This window comes from Shewanella saliphila, from assembly GCF_014648295.1.
GTDB lineage: Bacteria > Pseudomonadota > Gammaproteobacteria > Enterobacterales > Shewanellaceae > Shewanella > Shewanella saliphila.
Map to the genome: position 1 here is coordinate 73918 of NZ_BMQV01000011.1, position 23616 is coordinate 97533.

Consider the following 23616-nt stretch of genomic DNA (forward strand, 5'->3'; position numbering starts at 1 on the left):
TATCTTCCCTGTTGACTTTAGGATCTCACATCATGGCCTTATTCAATCGTAACACTGCGCTTTCAACGGCTATCGTACTGACCAGTGCGAGCCCATTATTATGGATAAACGTATCGGCAAACGACAATGTCGATGCATGGTCATTTAGCGGTAAAGCCAAAGCCGGAATGGAGTATCAGTCTAACGTTAACATCAGTGAAATTGAGCAAGCGAGTGGCGAGTCTGACTCCGCTGTCGTGCTTGATGCTCAACTCGACCTAGGTTGGCAAGTGAGTGACAACTTACGCATAGACAGTGGCTACAGTATCAATGATAAAAGCTATCAAACGGCCAGCGATTATGATTCACGTCTGCAGTTAGCCTTTGCTGATGTGAGCTATGCATTAACCACAACCACCATAGGTGCTAATGTGTATCATGCCCAGGCCGATTTGGCTGGCAGCGACTTTTTAACCTTAAATCAATTTAGCGTTTATACCATGCACAGTTTATCCGATAGCTGGTTTTTACGCCCAAGCCTAGTGCATGCCGATAAACAGTTTGACCAAATTGAGCAACGTGATGCCAAAAGTTATAGCGCTGCGGTTGACTCCTTTTGGTTTTTTAATCAGGGTCAGCGCTTTATTTCATTGGGGGCAACCTATGAAGATGAAGAGGCCAATGCAACTGAGTTTAGCTATACCGCGACAGGCTTAAATGCCCGCGTATCTAATCAATTTTCATTATGGCAACTAACACAAAAGCTGCAGTTTGGTTTAAAACTCAGTCAACGTGATTACCTAGCTCAAAATGATGGTAGTCGTCGTGATGATGTGCATCAGCAATATGATGCAAAATGGGAGGTTAATTTAGGCCAACATTGGGCGGTATTAACCTCGGTCGAATACGGTGATTTTCAATCCACCTTAAGCACAGCAGATTACGATGAAACCCGAGCAGGGTTGATGCTACAAGCCAGCTTTTAAAGGACGAGTTAATAAACCATAGCCATATTGACTGTCTCTACCTGGTTCGCCTAGATCTTGCGCTTGTTGTTGTAGTTGCTGCACAACTTGCGCCAGAGTCAATGTGGGCGATGACGCCAGCAAACATGCCACTTTAGCACTCACTACAGGCGTGGCCATTGACGTACCACTCTCACGTCCAACCGAGCCATCAGCGCGAGTGGTTAATACTTTTACCCCCACTGCCGCAAAGTCAATATATTCACCTTGATTAGCCCAGCGATATAATCGCTTAGCATCATCGACTGCGGTAACGGCGATAACCCCGTCATATGCCGCAGGATACAATGGCGCCGCCGCAGGGCCGCCATTACCTGCCGCCGCAACCAAAATAATGTTTTTAGCCACCAAGCGCGACACTACCTCGGTTAATACCGGATTATCTGGCCCCGTTAAACTCATATTGATCACCCGACTTTGCTGTGCCACTAACCAATTTAATGCTTGAAGAATACTGTCTAATGTAGCCCCTTGTTGGTATTCATTTTGGGCATAAAACGCCCCTGCACTGTACAAGGTAAGTGATGGCAATAATGGGCTCAACCCATCGTTTGCACCAGCCAAAACACCTGCTACGGCTGTGCCATGGCTGTATGAAGTGGCGATATCGGCAGGTAAAAAGTGTTGTTGAATTAAGGCAAAACGCTCAGTCATATTCGGCCAGGCGCTGTGTTTGGGGTTAATGGCTGTATCGACCATACCCAACGAAATAGGTAATTCGCACATGGCAGCAGGCATGTTGTTCTCAACTTTTATTGCTGCTTGTGGGGGCATTGTTATGGATTCAGCCGTTTGAGTTTGCGGCTGGTAAATAAAATTACGGCTTAAATAAGGCGCGAGCAGTGCAGGCAATTGTTGGCGCAACATGTGTTTACTGTCTAGAGACTCTGGAACTCGCAATTTAATCAATTGTAAATCTAAGCTATCTAAGCCTTTGTTAGTTTGTACGTACTGACTTAATGCAGGCATCACCTCGAGTACTTGCTGCCATTGATTTTCTGATAATAGTAACAGCCATTCTCGTTCAACCGCGCGTTGCCCAAGTTCAACTTCAACCTCATTCCACACGAGCTGTTTACGGGTATCTAATATGGGTAACACGCTAGGTAATTGCAGTAGCGGGTCTAATAGCTGGGCTTTAATCGCGAGTGTTTTTTGCAATTGCTGCTCAATTAAGCGTTGTTGTTTTAATTCTTGTAGGCGCTCAGCATTACGGTTTACGCTGCGATCAAGGTGATCCACAATGGTGTCAGGCAACTGAGTAATAGGTAATAACTGGGCTGTAGCCACCCAAGGCACAAAGGCTAAGCCTAATAATGTCAGTGTATATTTTTTCATTACTCTCATTGATTTACCTAGCTTGGCGTATAGTGTGTAACATTAAAACGTCTGACAACAATAAAAAATTCCCTCTCGACTGGAATAAATAATCTATTGGCTCGTTATCCCTATAAGTACCACGTTAAGGCTAACTTAAAACATGAAGACAGAATTAACCACATTGCTGCCAGCATTAAGACGCTTTGCCTACTCATTAACCGGATCAATGCCTGATGCCGATGACTTAGTGCAAAATACGCTACTGCGCATCCTTAAGTCGCCACCACCAGAAGATGTACCCCTGCTAAAATGGGCATTTAAAGTATGCCGTAATCAATGGATTGACGATTATCGCTCACAAAAAGTACGCACCGAGGCAACCCAAAAGCCCGAACTACAAGCTGAAAACTACAGCGACGGTGAAGCCGATATGATTAACGACATAACACTCAGTGAAGTTAATCAGGCCATGAACAGCTTATCGGATGATCAACGTGAAGTGCTATCGTTAATTGCGGTACAGGGGATGAGTTACAGTGAAGCGGCTGATGTATTGGCCATTCCTACCGGTACCATTATGAGCCGCCTAGCCAGAGCAAGAGCCAATATGGTCAGCTTTTTTAAACAACCCAACGGGAGCATGGCATGAACCTAAGCGATGAAACCTTATCCGCCTTTTTAGATGCCGAATTACCTGAGCATGAAATGGAGCAGGTTAGAATGGCACTTGTCGATAATGAAGATATTGCAGAGCGACTTGCCGAACTGGCAATGGTTGATGCTATGGTGCTAGAGCATTATCAGGCCATTGACCAACAGCCTATTCCGGCTGCCACACAAGTATTATTAGCCGATGCTGAATCAGCGGCTGACAATCCAGTGACCGACAACGTTGTTGCGTTTCCCTGGTGGCGTAAAGCACAACAACACGTTCAACAATATGCAGCTGCCGTTGCCGTAATAGCGCTTATCGCAGGGTATGGCATCTATCAAATCGACTCACCAAGCCAAACTGACCTTGCCGCTCAAAATAATTCATTATTACCTGACGACATTAACGAGCCACTTAACCACCTGCCAAGTGGTATTGAAACCATGCTCGATGACGACAGCGTAATGACAATCCAGCTCAGCTTTTACAATCCTCAAGGCCAATTGTGCCGCCAATATGCGAGGCAAGATAATTCACAGCAAAGCAGTACCATAGCCTGTGAGCAACAAGGGCAATGGCAACAAGTCGCCAGTGTGGAATATACCGTCAATCCTGATCATCAGGCCCAATATCAAACCGCAAGCGGTGACTCAGCCTTAGATGACGCGCTAGACCAGCTCATTGCCGATGCGCCATTAACGCTGGTACAAGAGCAACAAGCCCTGAATCAATTAGCCAGAGGGCAGTAAAAATGTACACTGCGGTTAAATTACTTAGCGGCTTACTTGGTTCGCTACTCATCCTTGTAGTGCTCAGTGGTTGTGGCAGCACAACTGCTGCACCGCAATATAAACAAGCAGAAGGTTATCGTTACCTTGAACGCAAAATTACCGATAATTACTACCTGCTCAGCATCACCAGTAACCACAAAGCAGATTTACTGGTTTATGCACAAACTCACGCGTCTACACTAACCGAGCAACTTGGCTTTGATTGGTATATTATTGTCGAGAAAAATGGCCCAGATAACAAAAAAGCGCCATATATACAGACAATTGAAATACGCATGGGCAAAGGCATTAGGCCTTAATTTAACACTCAATAATCTACTGTACTCGTCACATATCAACACAGGACTGACTTCATGCCACGCTTAACTAAACCTCATTATCTAACTTTTAAACCGGTTATTAAGCATTTGCGTAAAGTATGTATATGGTCAGTCGTGATGCTATCTGCGCCGCTCTACGCTACTCAAATAACGCCTTTACCTCAAGCCTTGAGCAATAACGCGGTCGCCATGGTACATAGCGACGAACAAACGTATTTACTAAGTTTTATGGGCTTAGGTAAAGGCAAAGATTATCAAGATGTGCATAACTTGGCGTGGGCATTACCCATCAATCGCCCCACGGCTCAATGGCAATCGATAAAAGCGGTACCACATGTCGCGCCGCTTTCTGGTCGCTTAGCGGCTATTGCAGTGGGCATAAAAGAGCATGCATATGTATTTGGTGGGTATACCGTGGCTGAAAATCATGATGAAATAAGCACTGTAGACAACTATCAATACTCCATCAATAGCAACAATTACCAACGTATTGCCGATATGCCTGTTGCGGTTGATGACACCACTGCAGCCACCTATCAGCAACGTTATATTTATCTGTTTGGCGGTTGGCACAACGACGGCAATGTTAATTTAGTTCAAGTGTATGACACCCAAACCGACTCCTGGGCGCAAGCCAGCCCTATCCCTGCGCCAGCAGTATTTGGTCAGGCTGTAGGCATAGTCGATAATCAGCTCGTCTTGTGCGATGGGGTCACAGTACAGCCAAATATTAATGCACGTCGCAGCTATAAAGCATCACCCGTGTGTTTATTCGGCGAGATTAACTCTAGTAACCACTTACGCATTGATTGGCAATTATTGCCGCATTACTCAATTGCAAATCTACCCTTGGGGCAATCCGCAAGCCAGCCAACAGCGCATTATCGTATGGCTGCTACAGGTATTATGACGCTAAAAGGTGGCCAAATCGTCTTTATAGGTGGCAGTGATAATCCCTATAACTATTCAGGTATTGGCTATAACGGTCAACCAAGTGAGCCCGGTAACTATCAATACCGCTTCGACTTAGCGAGTAAGCAATGGCTTACGCCACAGGCTTTATCGCAACCGAGTATGGATCATCGAGGCTTGCTATGCTGGCAACAGACTTTATTGCGGGTTGGCGGCATGTTGTCGCAGCAACAGGTGAGCGATGAGATATTAAGTGAACCTCTCAACAACGATGAAACCTGCAGGTGATAAGGTATCAATTAAGCTAATAATGTGAGTTTGCTAACAACTTTAGGGTAATCATTTGAGTCGAATTTAAGGTGCGAATAAAATGCATGTCACTTAGTGTATCTTCGGAAAAGCCATGTTAGCTGAATACGCGTTACCCGCATTGCAACAGTTGTCTTTGATCGATTTAATTGACCACATTGAAGCCACTCACCATCAATACATTCGTGATACCGCCCCATTGCTCGTCGAATACACCGAAAAAATGGTCCACGCCCATGGCAATGACCACAGTGAAATAAAACCCCTTGCACACGCCGTAAACCAATTAATTGCCGAACTCATGCCTCATTTGATGAAAGAAGAGCGGATTTTATTTCCTGCAATTAGATCGTTAAGTTTAGGCCAACCATCAACCTGCTGTTTTGGTCATGTTGGGAACCCAATAAAAATGATGCAGCATGAACATGATAATGCCGAGCATATTCTGCAAACTATTAGGCAAATCACCAATAATTACACTCCTCCAGAAGGCGCTTGCAGCACCTGGAAAACGTGCTATCGCACTCTGGCAGAATTTGACACCGATTTACAAGCACATATCGATGTTGAAGACACACTATTGTTTTCAAAAACGTTAGACTTACAATCATTGTAATCAATTAGCGCGATAATTTTTATCGCTGCCTAACGGTTTATTGATAGCCCTCAACAGCCAGGAATTTCTTCCATTTTTTAGCTATAGTTCTAAGGGTCTGCTGAATCTTTTCTGGTTAAATGTTGTTCGAGTTAAAAACAACCTTGAAAGATCAACAGGCCCAAAGTGACATTATCTGTTTGCAAATTACATGGAGTCACTATGTCGCCACATCATTACCCTACATTTGCGTTAGATGACATTGCTAACTTACAAGAATCTGCTCAAGTAGAATTTAAGTTAGCCGGCGGCCGTGATGGCAACGGCAAACTGCCTGAAGGTATGTGGGAAAGCTACAGTGCCTTTGCCAATACGTTAGGTGGCGAAATCATTTTAGGGGTGAAAGAGCATCAGGGGGAATTTACTATCGAGGGGATTGTTAATCCCATGCCAATGCTCAGTGAAATCTGGGCCATTTTAAATGATCCTAAAAAAATCAGTCACAATATTTTAGCGCCAACAGATGTACAAATTATCGAAATCATGGCGAAAAAACTGATCCGTATTCACGTTCCCAGTGTTGAGGTAAAACTCAGGCCTATCTATGTCGGCACCGACCCATACAGCGGGACATATTTTCGAGTTGGTGATGCGGACATGCACGCCAGTCGTGAACAAGTGGAGCAAATGAGCCTAAAAGCAGGCATTGAGCTAAACCGCCCTACGGCAAAAGGGCTTAAGCCCTAACCATACAATAGTTCAATCTACACGACCTATTGACCTTATGCCGTCGTTATTCAGCAATCGTTATAAAAACTCAAGCAGCAAATCTAACTGGTTTATTTCAACATGTGGTAATACAGTTTGGGCTTTTTTATGACGCTGTTGCATGCATGGATTTAACCACATACTTTGACACCCTGCCATTTTAGCCCCTGCAATATCCGATGAGGGATGATCGCCAATATGCAGTAATTGTGATGGTTCAATGGCAAGTTGTCGACATGCCAAGGTAAACATATCACTATGCGGTTTCATTTTTACGCCATGGCCTGGGTGCAATACAAATTGCATCACATCACTTAAGCCAATGCGTTTGGCGTCGACATTGCCATTGGTAATCCCAACGAGAGGATAGCGTTGACCAAGCTTGCACAACACCGCCAATACCTCAGGCGCGATGGTAAAGTCACTGCGATGGTGATGAAAACAGTCCATGCCCATTTGCGCACCCTGGCTAGCTTGTATTTCTGAATAACCAAACTGCAATAAGCCTTGATGAAGCATGGCATATCGCGCAGCTGTAGTATCGTTAGCCAGCTCAGGACGCAACGTAAACAAATGATGTTTAAGCTGTTGCCACTGGGCAGAGCTCCACGTTGAAGTGGCAGGGAAGTGAGTGTTCATTAACGCAAATAACTGCTCACTTGCGTGGGTCACGTAAGGTAAATTGTTGTACAGCGTGTCATCTAAATCGAAACTAATGGCTTTAAAAGGTTGCAAGCGTTGATACTGGGTAATTGAAGCGGCTGGTTGCTGATATGTCATTATTTTCCCCTGTCTTTTTTCGCTCTTGGATGCGCGCCGTCGTACACTTTTGCGAGGTGTTGAAAGTCTAAACTGGTATAAATTTGTGTCGTCGATAAATTAGCGTGTCCGAGTAATTCTTGCACTGCGCGTAAATCTTGGCTTGATTCAAGCATATGGGTTGCAAACGAATGGCGCAACTTATGCGGATGAACTTTTACTGACATAGCCTGCTCTTGACCCCATTTGTTCATCCGCGCCTGAATGCTCCGATGTGACAAACGTTTACCTTGAGTGCTAATAAACAGCGCGTCTCCAGCCTCAGCATGCGGCAATTGCTCACGACAACTGAGCCAGTGTTGAATTGCCGCTAGCGCCATTTTACCAATCGGCACAATGCGTTGTTTACTGCCTTTACCCATCACTTTCACTTCGGCTTGATCAAACTGAATGTCTGTACAATCTAAGTTTGCTAATTCAGCCAAACGTAAACCGCTGGAGTAAAACAATTCCATCATGGCTTTATCGCGCAGACAAAGAGGATCGTCGCCCTCAATAGACAATAAATGGCTGACAGAATCAACATCCATATTTTTGGGTAAAGGTTTGTTTTGTTTCGGGGCGCTAAGTGTTTGAGCAGGATTTACTTTCACTACACCTTCGCGCAGTAAAAAATCAAAAAATTGCTTAATTGATGACAAACATAAAGACAAAGACCGCGGGCTTAGCCCTTTGCGGTGCAGCCCAGCAATAACTGACTGCAGTTGCTCGCGAGTCACAACGACAAGTGCTACGTGGTCACCTAATTGGCTATCGACTCTGCGTAATTCGAACAAGTAATTACGCACAGTATAGGTTGATAACTGCCGCTCTGAAGTCAGATATTGGCGATAGGTCTCTAGCCAGTCTATTTGCTTCATTGGGCAGGCTCTCAATTATAATTGCGGCAGTATATGGTCTAATAAATCGCGTAATTGGCTAAACAATAATGAGTCCATATCGGGGTGAAAGTGAGCGGGATCTTTACTGGCAATAGCAAAAATAACTTGGCCATTGTCGTCTGACAATTTAGTTAATGCCACAGAGCCAATTTCACCACCAAATAATCGAGACGACTCTGATTGGGTTAAGCGACCAAAATAATAGCCACCTTGCAAACGATGCCGCCAAATATTGGCTAATTCGCTGTCAATGTCATGCACGGTTATTAATCTAACATGGCTGAAACCAAACTCACCTTTTAAACCTTCAGACAAAGCTTGCCGCAGTTCACCTAAGTCGTTACTGGCAAGTAACTTAAAAGATAACTCATTATTAAAATTGAATATTCTTTCATTATGAGTGGCAATTTTCATCAGTGAAGTTATTTCTTCTTCTAGTTCACTGACTCGTTGACGTAGCAACTCTTGCCGGCGTTCCACTAACGACACAGCGCCACGCTCTGCATGTGGGACACGCATAGCCACTAACAGCTCAGGGTAACGATTAAAAAAGTCTGGATTATCTAGCAAGTACTCGCGAATAAGGGCTTCATCAAAAGGACGTTGCCGCATATTCGTGAGCATTTCAGCCCCTAAATCATGGCCAATGGCATTGATATCTTTTGCCTGTGAACTGCTCACAGTATGCTGGTTGTCATCTGCCATGTCGGTAATATCAGAGGCAATGTCAGAAGTAATGTCACTCATAATTGTATTTGTCCATCGTATACATGTTCAGCTGGGCCGGTCATCCACAGTGGCTTGCCCTCGCCTTCCCAATTAATGACTAAGCTGCCACCAGGTAAGTCGACTCTAACCTGCTTTGCTAATTTGTCTTGTAACTGCCCCACAGCGGCGGCGGCACATGCCCCCGTACCACACGCTAAGGTTTCGGCTGCACCGCGCTCGTATACTCGCAATTTAATGTGCCCCGGAGTAACAATTTGCATAAAGCCAACATTCACACCTTTTGGAAAGCGTTCATGGCGGGTTAATTTGCTACCAATTTCGTCTACATTGACCTCTTGAACATCGTCAACCTGAAGCACGCAATGTGGATTACCCATTGAAATCGCCCCACACAAATAGGTTTGCATTGGCGTTTGTAATAAATAGGTTTTTTCGCTTTTTTTGGCTTTAAACGGAATTTGGCTCGGTTCGATAACTGGTACACCCATATTAACGGTCACATTGCCATCACGCTCAATACGCAAGGTAATTTTACCTGAGCTGGTACTCACATTAATTTTATTCTTTTGTGTCAGGCCTTTGTTTCTAACAAAACGCGCAAAACAGCGTGCACCATTGCCACACTGTTCAACTTCGCTACCGTCGGCATTAAAGATACGATAATGAAAATCTAAATCTGGATCATAAGGCGGCTCAACCAATAATAATTGATCAAACCCAATTCCAAAATTTCGATTGGCAAGGCGTCGAATTTGCTCAGGCGAAAAAAACACATTTTGTGTTACGCCATCGACAACCATAAAATCATTGCCTAGCCCATGCATCTTGGTGAAATGGATCACTAAAGTTTCCTTATAAAACGTTATACCGACGATTATTTGATTTACGGTAGCAGGTGCTCGCCCTGCCAAAGCTGCTCTATGGTTTCGCGTTGACGCACCACGACATCTTTATCGCCATCAACCATCACTTCAGCCACTCGCGGACGTGAATTATAGTTTGATGACATCACGAATCCATAAGCCCCGCTCGAGCGGACGGCTAACAAATCGCCAGCTTTTACCGCTAACTGCCTGTCTTTACCTAAAAAGTCACCCGTTTCGCATACTGGACCTACAATATCATAAGCATACGTAGCGGCATCAGTTTGTTGAACTGGAATAATATTTTGCCAAGCACTGTATAGCGATGGGCGAATAAGATCGTTCATTGCGCCGTCTACAATCGCAAAACGTTTGTCGCTGTTTTCTTTTAAAGACAGCACTTGGGTAACAAAAATACCTGCATTAGCTGCAATAGCGCGCCCAGGTTCAAAAATTAATTTAAGTGGCCGACCACCTAAACGTTCAAGCAATGCGGCTGCATAAGCATCTGGATGTGGCGGAGTTTCCCCATTATAAGTCACCCCTAAGCCGCCACCTACGTCAAAGTGCTCAATCACAATACCTTGGCTCGCTAAGCGGTCAATTAACGCCAGCATACGATCCATGGCGTCTAAAAATGGCTTAAGCTCAGTTAACTGTGATCCAATATGGCAATCTACCCCTTTAACATGCAAATGCGGAAGCGCTGCTGCGCGGGCAAAAACTGTATCGGCTTCATCCATCGCGATGCCAAATTTATTTTCTTTAAGCCCGGTAGAAATATAAGGATGGGTGCCCGCATCAACATCTGGGTTAATTCGCAATGACACCGGAGCCACTTTACCTAAGCGACCTGCAACGTCATTAAGCTGTTCAAGTTCTGCGCTGGACTCAACGTTAAAGCAATAAATGCCAACTTGCAGTGCTTGTTCCATTTCGGCGATGGTTTTTCCTACGCCAGAAAACACCACTTTTTGCGGGTCGCCACCCGCTTTAAGTACACGAGACAACTCACCACCAGAGACAATATCAAAGCCACTGCCTAAACGCGCAAGCACATTGAGTACCGCTAAATTTGAATTAGCCTTTACTGCGTAACAAATAAGATGAGGATGCTCGGCCACTGCATTATTAAATGCATGCCAATGACGCTCTAAGGTTGCCCGCGAATAAATATATAGAGGCGTGCCATGCACTTTTGCCAGCTGTGCTACATCGCAGTCTTCTGCGAACAAAGCATCGTCTTGATAAGAAAAGTAATCCAAAATGCGGTTCCTTAAAAAAGCTATTCTTGTTGTGAAATTGAGGTTTGTTCGTCGGTTGCTAGCGTTTTATCAGCCACATTGGCACTGACAGGTTGCGGGGCAACTTTATTGTCCACTGGCTCGGGAGATTTGTATAAATCCCCTTTTTGACCACATGCGGTTACGAATAGGCTAGCAAGCATAATAAATAAAAGCAGTCTCATTTTTCTCAACATCTGTGCATCTAATGAATAATGGTCTTATAATCGCATTCATAACGCAGAAAGCAAAGGATAGAAATGCATGGCTATGACAGATACTGAGTTTCACCGGTTAGCAGATGAAATGTTTGGCGAGATTGACAACGCGGTTGAACGAGCAATTGACGACCAAGATGCTGATGTTGATATTGATGCAAGCGGTAACGTGTTGCAATTGTCATTTGAAGATGGCTCGCAAATTGTGATTAACAAACAAGAACCGCTTCATGAAATTTGGATCGCGACTAAGTTTGGTGGTTTTCATTTTAACTATAACGACGGTAAATGGCTTGATACACGTAACAGCCTAGAATTTATGCCTTTTGTAATTGATTCAATCAAAAAGCAAAGCGGTATAGTGTTAGACATTAAGGCTTAACGCACGCATCTTACCTAAATGGGGCGGTTAAAAAGCCGACCCCATTTCATCATTTGACAACCCAAACGGGATAACAGTTAGCTCACCTTCAACGCGCAACAGCTGGAAAAATTGCGGCATATTAAACACCGACAAACGCTGTTTTTGGCCATCGAATACGTATGAATGACTTTCTTTTTCAACAAAACTTTTCATAGTGGTCTGCTGATACTCTAGTTGAGTTAAGCGGTTATGTTCATCAACGATAAATACATCTAAGGTATTCGTGCGCTCACGCAGAAAATATTGCTTGGCTCCCAGCGCAACAAACTGCTGAATAATCGATGGGACACTCGCATAAGGATCATCTACCAGTTCTGGTCTGGCTAACACCAGGTTTTCAACTAAATCTCTTTTCACCGCGGTATCAATTTTACGATACATCATCCCTAGGGAGTTAAAGTACATACCATATCGATGCTCGCCAATGGTAACTTGATGCATTAATGTATTGGTTTGACTTACCTTTTTCATTAAACCATAACAACGCAATAATAATGATTTAAGCTGGTTGAATATTGGCTGTTTTAATTTTGCAGAACAACTGATAATCGATAAGTCGACTTTATCATCTGAGCGTTTAAGCCCTAAAATCACAAACGAAATGGCTTCTAATAATGCCGTATCCCCATCAAAACGGTGGCTTTGCCACTCACCCCAGCTGTTTAAGCACACGACCGCGACTGACGACAACATATTGGTTTTATCGCGGCCAAACGACAAAATATTTAAGTCAATATAATCAAACATCAACTCCTGACCTTGCCACTGCCCGGTTGGGTCGTAATCAACATTCACCACTAACACGACTTTTTGGTAATACCAGGGTTCACACAAATGTCGCTTAGACACCATCGGCACATTGTGTAACACCGGCATTAATTTACGCGATAAATAAGCCAACTTACTTGCCCGGCGATGGCCTCTGCCAATTTGTGACCAAGTGGTATCAGCGGTAGCGATTCCATTCATTACCGACCAAGCAACTAAACTGCATACATTGTCTGCTTGATGGATAATAAGACCGTCATCAACCTCTTTTAATAGATCGCTTGGGGTAACAGATGCTGCAATTTCAGATTGGGGCTGACGATAAAGGTAAAATCGAGCCGTTGACTCACAATAACGCACTGTGAGCGCTTTCTCGGTGGTGCTAATGCTCCACAGTCGATTAAGAGGCTGTAATATATGGTCATCATCGCTAAAGTAGCTATGCAGTTTTCTTGCTAACAAGCCGAGTTCTTCAACTCGCATTCTATCACTTAACGCCTGTTTGGAAGCAAATTGGAGTAAGTTTTTATAACTGACAAGCAATAACTCACTCAGTTGTTGGTTAAACCATTTTAACTGTCCGGCATGCCAGTGAGGGCTGTTATCTAGTGTCGCAATTAACTCTGGGCTCCAACGCCACGCTTTAACGAGGCCGGCTATTTTGACTAAACGCCAATCGGTGCCACTTTTACCAGGCGCTTGCGACAACATCACGCCCGATTTCAAATAAAAGCAACGTCTAACAATTTCTAAACGACTTGTATCACCTTGCGCCAGTAAGTAAGCCTCAATCCTCTGGTATAACAATAAATATGCGTCATTATCGCTGTTAAAATTGTTTTGTTCACACAGTTGCCAAATTTGTTGGGTAATCAATGTTGTCTGCGGATATTCAGATGCATAAGTCTCAAGTAGCAACACTTTTAACAATGCTTTATGAGGCTTATTTAAGCCTTTATAGAGTTGCCATAATGATGCACCAAAATATTCTGCTGCGGGTAGTGACTCAATATCACCTAAATACAATAACTGTGGGTCACGTGTGTTGCCATCACAATGGGGATTGGGCCACCATGCAACCGTTTTGCCGGCTAAACAAATGTGTGAGCGGTAAAACTCTTCAAGTAATAACCAATGCTGACTAGTGCCACTATGTTCTAACCCGAGAGATTGATTACTATCAAATGCGTTGGATTGTATAAATTGTTGCGGGTGAACAAGATAAAAATTAACTTCAAAATCAAACCCAGCAAACCATTGGGTTAACAATGCATTTTTGTGGCTAATTAAATTGAGTTCGCTTTGAGTTAAGTGAGGTTTATACACGACCCATACATCAACATCGCTTTTGAAATGTTGGCCAAAACTGGCAGTGCTGCCCATGGCATAGACACCGTCAAAAGCAATATCAGTATCGATATGTTGTAACGCACCATCTTGAGGAATGGCCAGTGATAACTCAGCACAAGCATTTTTGATTTTATCTGAGAGAGAAAACCCTTCAATACCGCAAGGTGTTTTTGAGTTGATTACGCCAGGTAAATCCTGATGATGGCAACTGAGTAATAAAGGAATAATGTTAAATAAGTGCTGTTGGGTGCGGGGCAGCACAGTCAACACTCGAGCCAAGCGAATACTATTGAGTTGGTGCGCTAATCCTTGTTGATAACCTGTAGAGAGGGTCGTCAAAGCCTATTTCCTTATTTCTTCATGCGATATATACAAAAACCTAGATACACGTTTTATTTTTAGAATTTGAATTTATCACTATCAGAAGTCAATTGAACATCACAAACTTACCAATTATGTGATCATCGTAGCATTAATTATTCATTTCGCTAGTACTTTAAATCAAACATTTGAGCGAATTTGAGTTAAATAACCGCTACCGACTTCAAACAATTAGCATCCATATATTACATCAAGGCTTTGGCAATGATAGCATTAGCTAAATAAGGCTATCTGATTGGATCTATTAACATGTCTGAAAATGTAATTCGTATTGCAACACGCAAAAGTCCACTGGCTATGTGGCAAGCAGAATTTGTTCAAGCAGAACTTGAACGTATTCATCCTGGTTTACGCGTCGAGCTTTTGCCGATGAGCACTAAAGGCGATGTAATTTTAGATACGCCTTTAGCAAAAGTCGGTGGTAAAGGCTTGTTTGTTAAAGAACTTGAAGTCGCTATGCTTGAAAACCGTGCTGATATTGCTGTGCACTCAATGAAAGATGTGCCGGTCGATTTTCCTGAAGGTTTAGGCTTAGAAGTGATTTGTGAACGCGAAGACCCTCGTGACGCATTTGTTTCTAATACTTACAAAACCATTAGTGAGCTTCCTCAAGGTGCTGTTGTGGGTACTTCTAGCTTACGTCGTCAATGCCAAATTCGTGCTGCACGCCCTGATTTAGTCATTAAAGACTTACGTGGCAATGTGGGTACGCGTTTAGCCAAGCTAGACAGCGGTGACTATGATGCCATTATTCTTGCTGCTGCAGGTCTTATTCGTTTAAAACTTAATGAACGTATCGCAAGCTTTATCTCTGCTGAAGAATCTTTACCCGCTAACGGTCAAGGTGCTGTTGGTATTGAATGCCGTACAGATGATGAACGAGTAAAGGCATTACTTGCACCATTAGAGCACCTAGAAACACGTTACAGAGTGTTAGCTGAGCGTGCAATGAACACTCGCCTAGAAGGCGGTTGTCAGGTTCCTATTGGTGCTTTTGCTGAAATTAACGGTGACGAATTAACGCTACGTGGTTTAGTGGGTAACCCTGACGGCAGCGAAGTGATTAATGGCACTGTATCGGGTGCAAAAACTGATGCGGTGAGTTTAGGACAAGCATTGGCAGATGACCTATTAAGCCGCGGCGCTAAAACAATTTTAGATGCCGTATATGCTAGCTAATCTTTTATCATCAAGATAATAGACCATGAAAGTCTTGTTAACGCGCCCGCAAGGGCGTAATCAAGCAATGGAAGAGCAACTGTCACAACGTGACGTTGCTTATTTTGTTACCCCCCTTCTAGCCGTTGTAGAAACCACTGAACAACTCTCCGACTCTTGCCTCAGTTGTACTGACAATTTATTATTTATCAGTACCAATGCAGTTGATTTTGCGGCTAAAAAATTAGCACATCCGTTCCCGACTCACTGCCGTTACTTTGCTGTAGGGCAAGCGACAGCCGACAGTTTAGCGCTGCACAATATTAATGCACTAACCTCGCCAGACAACAGTCAAGACAGTGAAGGTCTGTTATCTTTGGCCGAATTACAACACGTGAAAAATCAAAGCTTTATTATTGTACGTGGTGTAGGCGGTCGTGAAACCTTAGCAGAGCAATTAACCCAGCGTGGCGCCAAAGTAAGCTACTGGCAGGTATATCAACGCACACTCCCTAAACTTGATGGACACGACATTTGTCGCCAATGGCAATCTTTCGGAATTGACACCATTGTGATCACTAGCGGCGAAATATTATCCAATTTAGTTGCCCTTGTGCCAAAAGAATTATTTGCATGGCTACGTTCATGTCATATCATAGTCCCAAGTAGCCGCGTCGAAATACAAGCTAACGCTTTGGGTTTGAACCATATTACCAATGCAAATGGGGCAAATACTCAAGCAACATTAACAAGTCTGGGTATTAATTTGTTATAATGTTGTTAATTAGCGTTGACGCGCATTAAATAACATAGCTTTTATTGGTTGTATTTTTGCTTTCAAGGACTGTTCATGGAAAACAATAAAAAAGATCCAAACTCGCCAGCAGACAAGGATGAGAAAGTCATTTCTCCAACAACAGCGCCAACAGAAAAACCAGCTGACACCCAAGAAGACAGCACGGTCAACAAATCAACCAATGACACTCCGCCTAAAAACACACAAACCAAAAGCACTCCGGTTAATAACAACCGTCGCCAGGCGAAGAAAAGCTCGTGGTGGATCCGCCTTGGGGTACTATTCAGCTTAATTATTGCAATCATTGCCATTGCTGCATGCTATTGGCTTTATTTGCAATTGGACAAACAAGATGGCAACCAGAGTCAATTCGATAAAAGCATCTCTGAACAAGCCAAAAAAAATCAGTCTTTAAAATACGATTTACAACAGATTTCGATGGACAGTAATAAACGTCTTACTGCCCTTGAAAAACAACAATTAAACGACACCAAAGCTTATTCAAAATTAGCTGAACTTCAGCAATCAAGTAAGTTATTACAAGAGCGTGTAGCGGTAATAGCCCAGCGTAGCCCTAACCATTGGATGGCATCTGAGGCTGAATATTTAGTCCGTATGGCGGGCCGTAAGTTGTGGCTAGAAAATGATCCACAAACTGCAATTGGTTTATTGCAATCAGCAGATGAGCGGATAAGCGCGATGAAAGACCCCGCATTAACTCATTTACGTAAAGCCTTAGCCGACGATATAACCAGAGTAAAGGCCTTAAAAACCACTGACATCACCAATACTATTTTCGAATTAGATACAGTGATTAGCCAGTTAACCGCCTTACCGCTTAATCGTGTTAATGAAGACTTTGCCGACAAAACAGATAATCAGCCTATCAGTGATTCGGTTGACGATTGGCAACAAAACTTAGCGCGTACTTGGCATGATCTTACAGATGGTTTTGTCACCATCCGCAAGCGTACAACTGATTTAGAACCTTTATTATCACCAGAGCAACAGTGGTATTTAGTTGAAAATATTCGTAATAAATTACTTCAAGCACAATTGGCCTTATATCGCTTCGATCAAGCCAACTACAAACAATCTATTGCGTTAGCTGATAAATGGCTGCAACAATATTTTGATGTGTCAGATGCAAAAACAAAGGACACAATCGAAGCGTTAGATAAATTAGCTCGTGTCAAAATTGAAAAAGTAACCTTGAATAAGTTCCAAGCATCTCCTTTGCTACAGCAATTGGTGACCTATGGTGAAATTATGCCTGTGGAGGAACTGACACAATGATCAAAGTCTTAGTGTTTGTATTACTCATATTAGTGGGTTTGTGTCTTAGCCCATTGATTATTGGCCAAAGTGGTTATGTTTATATTGCTATCGGTGAGTATCAAATAGAAACAAGCCTGGTTGCAGCCGTTGTCGGGTTAATTGTATTTTACTTTGTCCTGCAACTACTTGAGTGGGCAATCATGTTATTGCTCAACCTAGCACTTAACAGCCGCTATTTACCCACTAAATGGCGCCAAAAAGCCGCTAAAAAACATACCTTAGTTGGTGCTCTAGCTATTGCTGAAGAAAATTGGCCCGCTGCAGAAACCGCCATGGCCAAAGGTGCACAACAAGGTGAAATACCTTTGTTGAATTTATTTGCCGCAGCGCGTGCAGCGCATCATCAAGGTAAAACAACAGCCCGCGATCATTACTTAACCCAAGCCGAAAAGAGCCCTGTCGCTAAAACGGCAGTAAACACTTCTCGAGCGCGTTATTTCATTAAACAAGGTGAGTTAGCACAAGCAAGAGCTATTGTAGACAAGCTCGAACCGACGAGTAAAAGCAGTGAGCCCGTACTCAAACTGGCTATTGATTTGTATCAACAACAGCAAGACTGGCAGGCACTAAAATTATTATTGCCCATCATAGTTAAACGCAAACTTTTAAATGATGTTGAATTACAAACACTCAGCGTAAAAACAAACACCATTTTACTCGCAGATGCGGCTAAAACATCTGAAGCAGAATTAGAAAAATGTTGGCAATGGTTAAGCAAAAGCGACCGTAAACAAGATACATTACTCGTGACTTATGCCCATGGCTTAAACGGCTTCAATCGCCAAGCTCAAGCATTAAAGTTATTGAGTAAACAATTAAAAGCCGCACCATCAGCTATCCTATTTGAGGCCTTACCTGAACTTGTTAGTGCCGATGACACCGATATTCGTAATGTATTAGCTCGCTTAGAATCAACTCATGAAAATGACGCCGATTATCAAATGTGTTTAGCTAAGTTAGCTATGCAACAGCGCGATGCAAAACAGGCCAAAATTCATTGGCAAAATGTTTGCAGAATTGCTCCGACACATCAATCGTGGTTATCTCTTGCCCAAATTCAAGAGCAATTAGGAGAAAATAGCGCTGCAAACCAAAACTATCGCAAAGCAGCCAACGCTATGTAATACTTTAGTATTAATTGCACTCGTCTAATTAAATAACCCGCTTTTTGCGGGTTTTTTATTCAAATAATTTCCATTTCTGCCGATATAAATTTACAAACTACATATCTACACCCCTTATAGAATCGACATTTCTTACGTAATCCATTAATGTAAATTATCAATTTTTCAATCACTTAATTTAACAAAACTGTTACGTCAAAAAATTGACTGCCTAGCGGGTAAATGATAAAATTGTTAGATTGTAGTTAAATTATTTTTAATTTATCAATTTTGACCTAGATCACACATACTTACGTATTAATTACCTGATATATCTAAGCTGTTGGGAGCTTCCATGGAATCGATTAAAACATCACAAAATGGGATACTTTCTGCCTCAGAAGGCAAAGTAACCATGACCATCAATAATGACACCACAGAGCTTCAGTTGGGACAAATGGTGCCAGCTGGAGCGACTGTGACAAGTAGTGACGATATCAACTTCGTGATTACTTTTGATGATGGCACCATTTTTAACAGTGCTGAAACGCCTTTAGATGAATCGATTGCCAATGCCATCAATGATGCAGAAGCCACCCCAGAGCAAACTGTAGACCAGGCAACATTAGACGAAATTGAAGCCCTGCAAGATTTAATCGCAGCTGGCGAAGACCCTACTGAAGAATTACCTGAAACCGCTGCTGGCACCCCAACTGCCAATCCAGGTGATTTTGGATATATCGCAGTATCAAGAGATGCTAACGAAACATTAGCCTCTAATGGTTATGACACGACTGGCGCTTTAGCTACCCCAACAGCTGAAATCCAGGAAGAAGGCCTAGGTGAAAATGATTCCCCATCAGTTTTAGTTAACGATGCAATTACGATCGCAGAAGACCAAGTTGCTTCAGGTAATGTACTCAGTAATGACACAGATGCAGACACTGCATTAACAGTGATCAGCTTTGAAGTTGAAGGCGAAACCTACGCTGCGGGCACTGAAGTTACTCTAGAAAATGGCGTACTCGTACTGAATGCAGACGGTTCTTACACCTTCACGCCAAACGAAAACTGGAACGGCAGTGTTCCTGTCATCACTTACACCACCAACACCGGTATTACAGCGACCTTAACCATCGAAGTGACTCCGCTTGATGACGCCTCAGTTTTAGTCAATGACAGCAATATCATTGTTGAAGACACCGTGGCTACCGGTAACGTATTAGATAACGACAGTGATGTGGATTCTGATTTAAGCGTGGTCAGCTTTGAAGTTGAAGGTGAAACCTACGCTGCGGGCACTGAAGTCACCCTAGAAAATGGCGTACTCGTTCTGAATGCCGACGGTTATTACACCTTCACGCCAAACGAAAACTGGAACGGCAATGTTCCTGTCATCACTTACACCACCAACACTGGTATTACAGCGACCTTAACCATCGAAGTGACTCCGCTTGATGACGCCTCAGTTTTAGTCAATGACAGCAATATTATTGTTGAAGACACCGTGGCTACCGGTAACGTATTAGATAACGACAGTGATGTGGATTCTGATTTAAGCGTGGTCAGCTTTGAAGTTGAAGGTGAAACCTACGCGGCAGGCACTGAAGTCACTCTAGAAAATGGCGTACTCGTACTGAATGCTGACGGTTCTTACACCTTCACGCCAAACGAAAACTGGAACGGCAGTGTTCCTGTCATCACTTACACCACCAACACTGGTATTACAGCGACCTTAACCATCGAAGTGACTCCGCTTGATGACGCCTCAGTTTTGGTTAATGACAGCAATATTATTGTTGAAGACACCGTGGCTACCGGTAACGTATTAGATAACGACAGTGATGTGGACTCTGATTTAAGTGTAGTGAGCTTTGAAGTTGACGGCGAAACCTACGCTGCGGGCACTGAAGTCACTCTAGAAAATGGCGTACTCGTTCTGAATGCCGACGGTTATTACACCTTCACGCCAAACGAAAACTGGAACGGCAATGTTCCTGTCATCACTTACACCACCAACACTGGTATTACAGCGACCTTAACCATCGAAGTGACTCCGCTTGATGACGCCTCAGTTTTAGTCAATGACAGCAATATCATTGTTGAAGACACCGTGGCTACCGGTAACGTATTAGATAACGACAGCGATGTTGACTCTGATTTAAGTGTAGTGAGCTTTGAAGTTGAAGGCGAAACCTACGCTGCAGGCACCGAAGTCACTCTAGAAAATGGCGTTTTAGTGCTTAATGCCGACGGTTCTTATACCTTCACGCCAAATGAAAACTGGAACGGCAGTGTTCCTGTCATCACCTACACCACCAACACTGGTATTACAGCGACCTTAACCATCGAAGTTACTCCGCTTGATGATGCCTCAGTTTTGGTTAATGACAGCAATATTATTGTTGAAGACACCGTGGCTACCGGTAACGTATTAGATAACGACAGTGATGTGGATTCTGATTTAAGCCTGGTCAGCTTTGAAGTTGAGGGTGAAACCTACGCTGCGGGCACTGAAGTCACCCTAGAAAATGGCGTACTCGTTCTGAATGCCGACGGTTCTTACACCTTCACGCCAAACGAAAACTGGAACGGCAATGTTCCTGTCATCACTTACACCACCAACACTGGTATTACAGCGACCTTAACCATCGAAGTGACTCCTGTTGATGATCCGACTGTCACTGTTGATGACGTTGTTACCGTATCAGAAGACACCCCTGCTACAGGAAACGTGTTAGGTAACGATAGCGACCCAGATTCAGATTTAAGTGTGGTGAGCTTTGAAGTTGAAGGCGAAACGTACCAACCGGGTACAGAAGTCACTCTTGAAGGCGGCATATTAATCATCAATGACGATGGTTCTTACATCTTCACGCCAAATGACAACTGGAACGGTACAGTACCCGCCATCACCTACACGACAAATACCGGTGAAACGGCAACATTAACGATTGAAATCACCCCTGTTGATGATCCAACTGTCACTGTTGATGACGTAGTTACCGTATCAGAAGACACCCCTGCTACAGGAAACGTGTTAGGTAACGATAGCGACCCAGATTCAGATTTAAGTGTGGTGAGCTTTGAAGTTGAAGGCGAAACGTACCAACCGGGTACAGAAGTCACTCTTGAAGGCGGCATATTAATCATCAATGACGATGGATCTTACATCTTCACGCCAAATGACAACTGGAACGGTACAGTACCTGTCATCACTTACACCACCAACACCGGTGAAACAGCGACATTAACGATTGAAATCACCCCTGTTGATGATCCAACTGTCACTGTTGATGACGTAGTTACCGTATCAGAAGACACCCCTGCTACAGGAAACGTGTTAGGTAACGATAGCGACCCAGATTCAGATTTAAGTGTGGTGAGCTTTGAAGTTGAAGGCGAAACGTATCAACCGGGTACAGAAGTGACTCTTGAAGGCGGCATACTAATCATCAATGACGATGGTTCTTACATCTTCACGCCAAATGACAACTGGAACGGTACAGTACCAGTTATCACTTACACCACCAACACTGGTATTACAGCGACCTTAACCATCGAAGTGACTCCTGTTGATGATCCAACTGTCACCGTTGATGACGTTGTTTCCGTATCTGAAGATACCCCTGCAACAGGGAACGTTTTAGATAACGACAGCGATCCAGATTCTGATTTAAGCGTCGTGAGCTTTGAAGTTGAAGGCGAAATGTACCAACCGGGTACAGAAGTCACTCTTGAAGGCGGCATACTAATCATCAATGACGATGGATCTTACATCTTCACGCCAAATGACAACTGGAACGGTACAGTACCTGTCATCACCTACACCACCAATACCGGTGAAACAGCAACTCTGACTATTGAAGTAACGCCTGTACCTGATGGTGCCCCGACAGTCATCATAAATACCGATCTTAATGATGACGGCTTTATTAGTAATGAAGAGTTAGGTGGAGCTACTGAAGTCAATGTCACTATTGGTCTAGATGATACCGGCGCACAAGCTGGTGACACCCTTATAGTGAATGGAGTTGAAGTTGTACTAACACAAGATGATATTGATAATGGTAATGTTAATCTCGATTTACCTGCACCTGATGAAGGCGAAGAAATTGAAGTTGTTGCTGTAATTGTTGATTCTACTGGTAATACATCACCTGAAGGAAGTGACTCTGCAGTCCTAGATACTACTCCACCAACTATCACTGTAGATGTTCCTGAACTGACAAATGATACAACTCCTACTATTACAGGTAGCACTGACGCACCTGTCGACAGTCAAGTTACATTGACTGTAACTGATAGTCAGGGAAATCAACAAATTATCGTAACAACTGTACTTCCTGATGGAACTTATGAAGTTGATGTCCCTGAATCTTTAACTGAAGGTGGATTCACTGTAGTTGCTGAAGTAACAGACCCTGCAGGTAACACTGCGATAGATAACGATGATGGTATTGTAGATATAACATCACCGGCTCCCACCGTTGAATTCAGCGGCATGGGCAGCGATGGCGTGTTTAACAGCGATGAGATCGGCACTGACGGCACTGTGACCGCGACTGTCACGCTTGCCACCGGCACGCAAGTCGGCGACACCTTGATTGTCACTGACGGCAACGGTAATGAATTGTTTAACGGCCCTGTGACCTCGGACATGCTCACCAATGGCTTGGATGTCGAAGTCCCTGTCACCGCAGGCGCGACCGATGTTGATGTCACCGCCCAAGTGATTGATATCGCCGGTAACCCATCAGCCACTGCGATGGATAACCAGCCTGTTGATAATGTTGCCGCACCGGCTCCTAGCGTTGAATTCAGCGGCATGGGC

Annotated in this window: 21 protein-coding genes; 13 read left to right on the top strand and 8 right to left on the bottom strand. The window is 43.6% G+C overall.

Going from position 1 to position 23616, the window contains the following annotated elements; translation table 11 throughout:
* The first annotated feature begins 32 nt into the window (after positions 1-32).
* On the top strand, positions 33-965 hold the full coding sequence (locus IEY48_RS07680; RefSeq protein ID WP_229786356.1) for a surface lipoprotein assembly modifier: 933 nt from the start codon (positions 33-35) through the stop codon (positions 963-965).
* On the opposite strand, the gene IEY48_RS07685 is transcribed toward IEY48_RS07680, so the two are convergent.
* Positions 948-2342, bottom strand: coding sequence for a S8 family serine peptidase (locus tag IEY48_RS07685; protein ID WP_188918945.1), 1395 nt, complete (start codon positions 2340-2342; stop codon positions 948-950). The genes IEY48_RS07680 and IEY48_RS07685 overlap by 18 nt on opposite strands.
* Before the next feature lie 142 nt (positions 2343-2484).
* Between IEY48_RS07685 and IEY48_RS07690 the strand changes: the two genes are divergently transcribed.
* The 6 genes from IEY48_RS07690 (at position 2485) to IEY48_RS07715 (ending at position 6650) form a co-directional block, all read left to right on the top strand.
* Positions 2485-2973: an RNA polymerase sigma factor gene (locus IEY48_RS07690; RefSeq protein ID WP_188918947.1), complete on the top strand. Its 489-nt coding sequence runs from the start codon at positions 2485-2487 to the stop codon at positions 2971-2973.
* Complete coding sequence (locus tag IEY48_RS07695) at positions 2970-3725, top strand: anti-sigma factor family protein (protein WP_188918949.1); 756 nt, start codon at positions 2970-2972, stop codon at positions 3723-3725. Before IEY48_RS07690 ends, IEY48_RS07695 begins: the two co-directional genes overlap by 4 nt.
* A 2-nt stretch (positions 3726-3727) precedes the next feature.
* A complete protein-coding gene (locus IEY48_RS07700; RefSeq protein WP_188918951.1) occupies positions 3728-4066 on the top strand; it encodes a hypothetical protein in 339 nt (112 codons plus the stop codon).
* Between the two features lie 54 nt (positions 4067-4120).
* Positions 4121-5287, top strand: a complete 1167-nt coding sequence (locus IEY48_RS07705) for a Kelch repeat-containing protein (RefSeq protein ID WP_229786357.1) — start codon at positions 4121-4123, stop codon at positions 5285-5287.
* Positions 5288-5402: 115 nt separating this feature from the next.
* Positions 5403-5924, top strand: a complete 522-nt coding sequence (locus IEY48_RS07710; protein ID WP_188918953.1) for a hemerythrin domain-containing protein — start codon at positions 5403-5405, stop codon at positions 5922-5924.
* 201 nt (positions 5925-6125) lie between these two features.
* A complete protein-coding gene (locus tag IEY48_RS07715; protein WP_188918954.1) occupies positions 6126-6650 on the top strand; it encodes an AlbA family DNA-binding domain-containing protein in 525 nt (174 codons plus the stop codon).
* Between the two features lie 60 nt (positions 6651-6710).
* On the opposite strand, the gene IEY48_RS07720 is transcribed toward IEY48_RS07715, so the two are convergent.
* From IEY48_RS07720 to lptM, 6 genes are all read right to left on the bottom strand, one after another.
* The gene (locus tag IEY48_RS07720; protein WP_188918955.1) at positions 6711-7451 is read right to left on the bottom strand and encodes an HAD-IA family hydrolase; all 741 of its coding nucleotides are present in this window, start codon (positions 7449-7451) and stop codon (positions 6711-6713) included.
* Positions 7451-8350, bottom strand: coding sequence for a tyrosine recombinase XerC (gene xerC / locus IEY48_RS07725; RefSeq protein ID WP_188918956.1), 900 nt, complete (start codon positions 8348-8350; stop codon positions 7451-7453). Before xerC ends, IEY48_RS07720 begins: the two co-directional genes overlap by 1 nt.
* Before the next feature lie 15 nt (positions 8351-8365).
* Positions 8366-8983: a DUF484 family protein gene (locus IEY48_RS07730; protein ID WP_373293714.1), complete on the bottom strand. Its 618-nt coding sequence runs from the start codon at positions 8981-8983 to the stop codon at positions 8366-8368.
* A gap of 131 nt (positions 8984-9114) precedes the next feature.
* Positions 9115-9942, bottom strand: coding sequence for a diaminopimelate epimerase (gene dapF, locus IEY48_RS07735; protein ID WP_188918958.1), 828 nt, complete (start codon positions 9940-9942; stop codon positions 9115-9117).
* Positions 9943-9983: 41 nt separating this feature from the next.
* The gene (gene lysA, locus IEY48_RS07740) at positions 9984-11228 is read right to left on the bottom strand and encodes a diaminopimelate decarboxylase (protein ID WP_188918959.1); all 1245 of its coding nucleotides are present in this window, start codon (positions 11226-11228) and stop codon (positions 9984-9986) included.
* 20 nt (positions 11229-11248) lie between these two features.
* A complete protein-coding gene (lptM, locus tag IEY48_RS07745; RefSeq protein ID WP_373293713.1) occupies positions 11249-11431 on the bottom strand; it encodes an LPS translocon maturation chaperone LptM in 183 nt (60 codons plus the stop codon).
* A 79-nt stretch (positions 11432-11510) separates the two neighbouring features.
* On the opposite strand from lptM, the gene cyaY reads away from it, so the two are divergent.
* Complete coding sequence (gene cyaY / locus IEY48_RS07750) at positions 11511-11846, top strand: iron donor protein CyaY (RefSeq protein WP_188918961.1); 336 nt, start codon at positions 11511-11513, stop codon at positions 11844-11846.
* Between the two features lie 27 nt (positions 11847-11873).
* Here the strand turns inward: cyaY and IEY48_RS07755 are convergent, their stop codons facing one another.
* Complete coding sequence (locus tag IEY48_RS07755; protein WP_188918962.1) at positions 11874-14345, bottom strand: class I adenylate cyclase; 2472 nt, start codon at positions 14343-14345, stop codon at positions 11874-11876.
* A gap of 291 nt (positions 14346-14636) precedes the next feature.
* Here IEY48_RS07755 and hemC point away from each other — a divergent pair, with 291 nt between their 5' ends.
* From hemC to IEY48_RS07780, 5 genes are all read left to right on the top strand, one after another.
* Complete coding sequence (hemC, locus tag IEY48_RS07760; RefSeq protein WP_188918963.1) at positions 14637-15566, top strand: hydroxymethylbilane synthase; 930 nt, start codon at positions 14637-14639, stop codon at positions 15564-15566.
* Between the two features lie 25 nt (positions 15567-15591).
* Positions 15592-16320 (top strand): uroporphyrinogen-III synthase, encoded by a 729-nt coding sequence (locus IEY48_RS07765; RefSeq protein ID WP_188918964.1) that lies wholly within the window; start codon positions 15592-15594, stop codon positions 16318-16320.
* Between the two features lie 75 nt (positions 16321-16395).
* On the top strand, positions 16396-17637 hold the full coding sequence (locus IEY48_RS07770) for a uroporphyrinogen-III C-methyltransferase (RefSeq protein ID WP_188918965.1): 1242 nt from the start codon (positions 16396-16398) through the stop codon (positions 17635-17637).
* Positions 17634-18803, top strand: a complete 1170-nt coding sequence (locus IEY48_RS07775) for a heme biosynthesis HemY N-terminal domain-containing protein (RefSeq protein WP_188918966.1) — start codon at positions 17634-17636, stop codon at positions 18801-18803. Before IEY48_RS07770 ends, IEY48_RS07775 begins: the two co-directional genes overlap by 4 nt.
* Before the next feature lie 334 nt (positions 18804-19137).
* The coding region (locus IEY48_RS07780; RefSeq protein ID WP_194497703.1) for a beta strand repeat-containing protein at positions 19138-23616 on the top strand (4479 nt) is incomplete at its 3' end.

Coding starts and splice junctions, on each gene's coding strand:
- IEY48_RS07700 (WP_188918951.1), top strand. CDS start 3,728: ATGTACACTGCGGTTAAATTACTTAGCGGCTTACTTGGTTCGCTACTC.
- hemC (WP_188918963.1), top strand. CDS start 14,637: ATGTCTGAAAATGTAATTCGTATTGCAACACGCAAAAGTCCACTGGCT.
- IEY48_RS07690 (WP_188918947.1), top strand. CDS start 2,485: ATGAAGACAGAATTAACCACATTGCTGCCAGCATTAAGACGCTTTGCC.
- xerC (WP_188918956.1), bottom strand. CDS start 8,350: ATGAAGCAAATAGACTGGCTAGAGACCTATCGCCAATATCTGACTTCA.
- IEY48_RS07680 (WP_229786356.1), top strand. CDS start 33: ATGGCCTTATTCAATCGTAACACTGCGCTTTCAACGGCTATCGTACTG.
- IEY48_RS07685 (WP_188918945.1), bottom strand. CDS start 2,342: ATGAAAAAATATACACTGACATTATTAGGCTTAGCCTTTGTGCCTTGG.
- IEY48_RS07765 (WP_188918964.1), top strand. CDS start 15,592: ATGAAAGTCTTGTTAACGCGCCCGCAAGGGCGTAATCAAGCAATGGAA.
- lptM (WP_373293713.1), bottom strand. CDS start 11,431: ATGAGACTGCTTTTATTTATTATGCTTGCTAGCCTATTCGTAACCGCA.
- IEY48_RS07695 (WP_188918949.1), top strand. CDS start 2,970: ATGAACCTAAGCGATGAAACCTTATCCGCCTTTTTAGATGCCGAATTA.
- IEY48_RS07710 (WP_188918953.1), top strand. CDS start 5,403: ATGTTAGCTGAATACGCGTTACCCGCATTGCAACAGTTGTCTTTGATC.
- IEY48_RS07720 (WP_188918955.1), bottom strand. CDS start 7,451: ATGACATATCAGCAACCAGCCGCTTCAATTACCCAGTATCAACGCTTG.
- IEY48_RS07705 (WP_229786357.1), top strand. CDS start 4,121: ATGCCACGCTTAACTAAACCTCATTATCTAACTTTTAAACCGGTTATT.
- IEY48_RS07730 (WP_373293714.1), bottom strand. CDS start 8,983: ATGCGGCAACGTCCTTTTGATGAAGCCCTTATTCGCGAGTACTTGCTA.
- cyaY (WP_188918961.1), top strand. CDS start 11,511: ATGGCTATGACAGATACTGAGTTTCACCGGTTAGCAGATGAAATGTTT.
- IEY48_RS07715 (WP_188918954.1), top strand. CDS start 6,126: ATGTCGCCACATCATTACCCTACATTTGCGTTAGATGACATTGCTAAC.
- IEY48_RS07775 (WP_188918966.1), top strand. CDS start 17,634: ATGATCAAAGTCTTAGTGTTTGTATTACTCATATTAGTGGGTTTGTGT.
- IEY48_RS07770 (WP_188918965.1), top strand. CDS start 16,396: ATGGAAAACAATAAAAAAGATCCAAACTCGCCAGCAGACAAGGATGAG.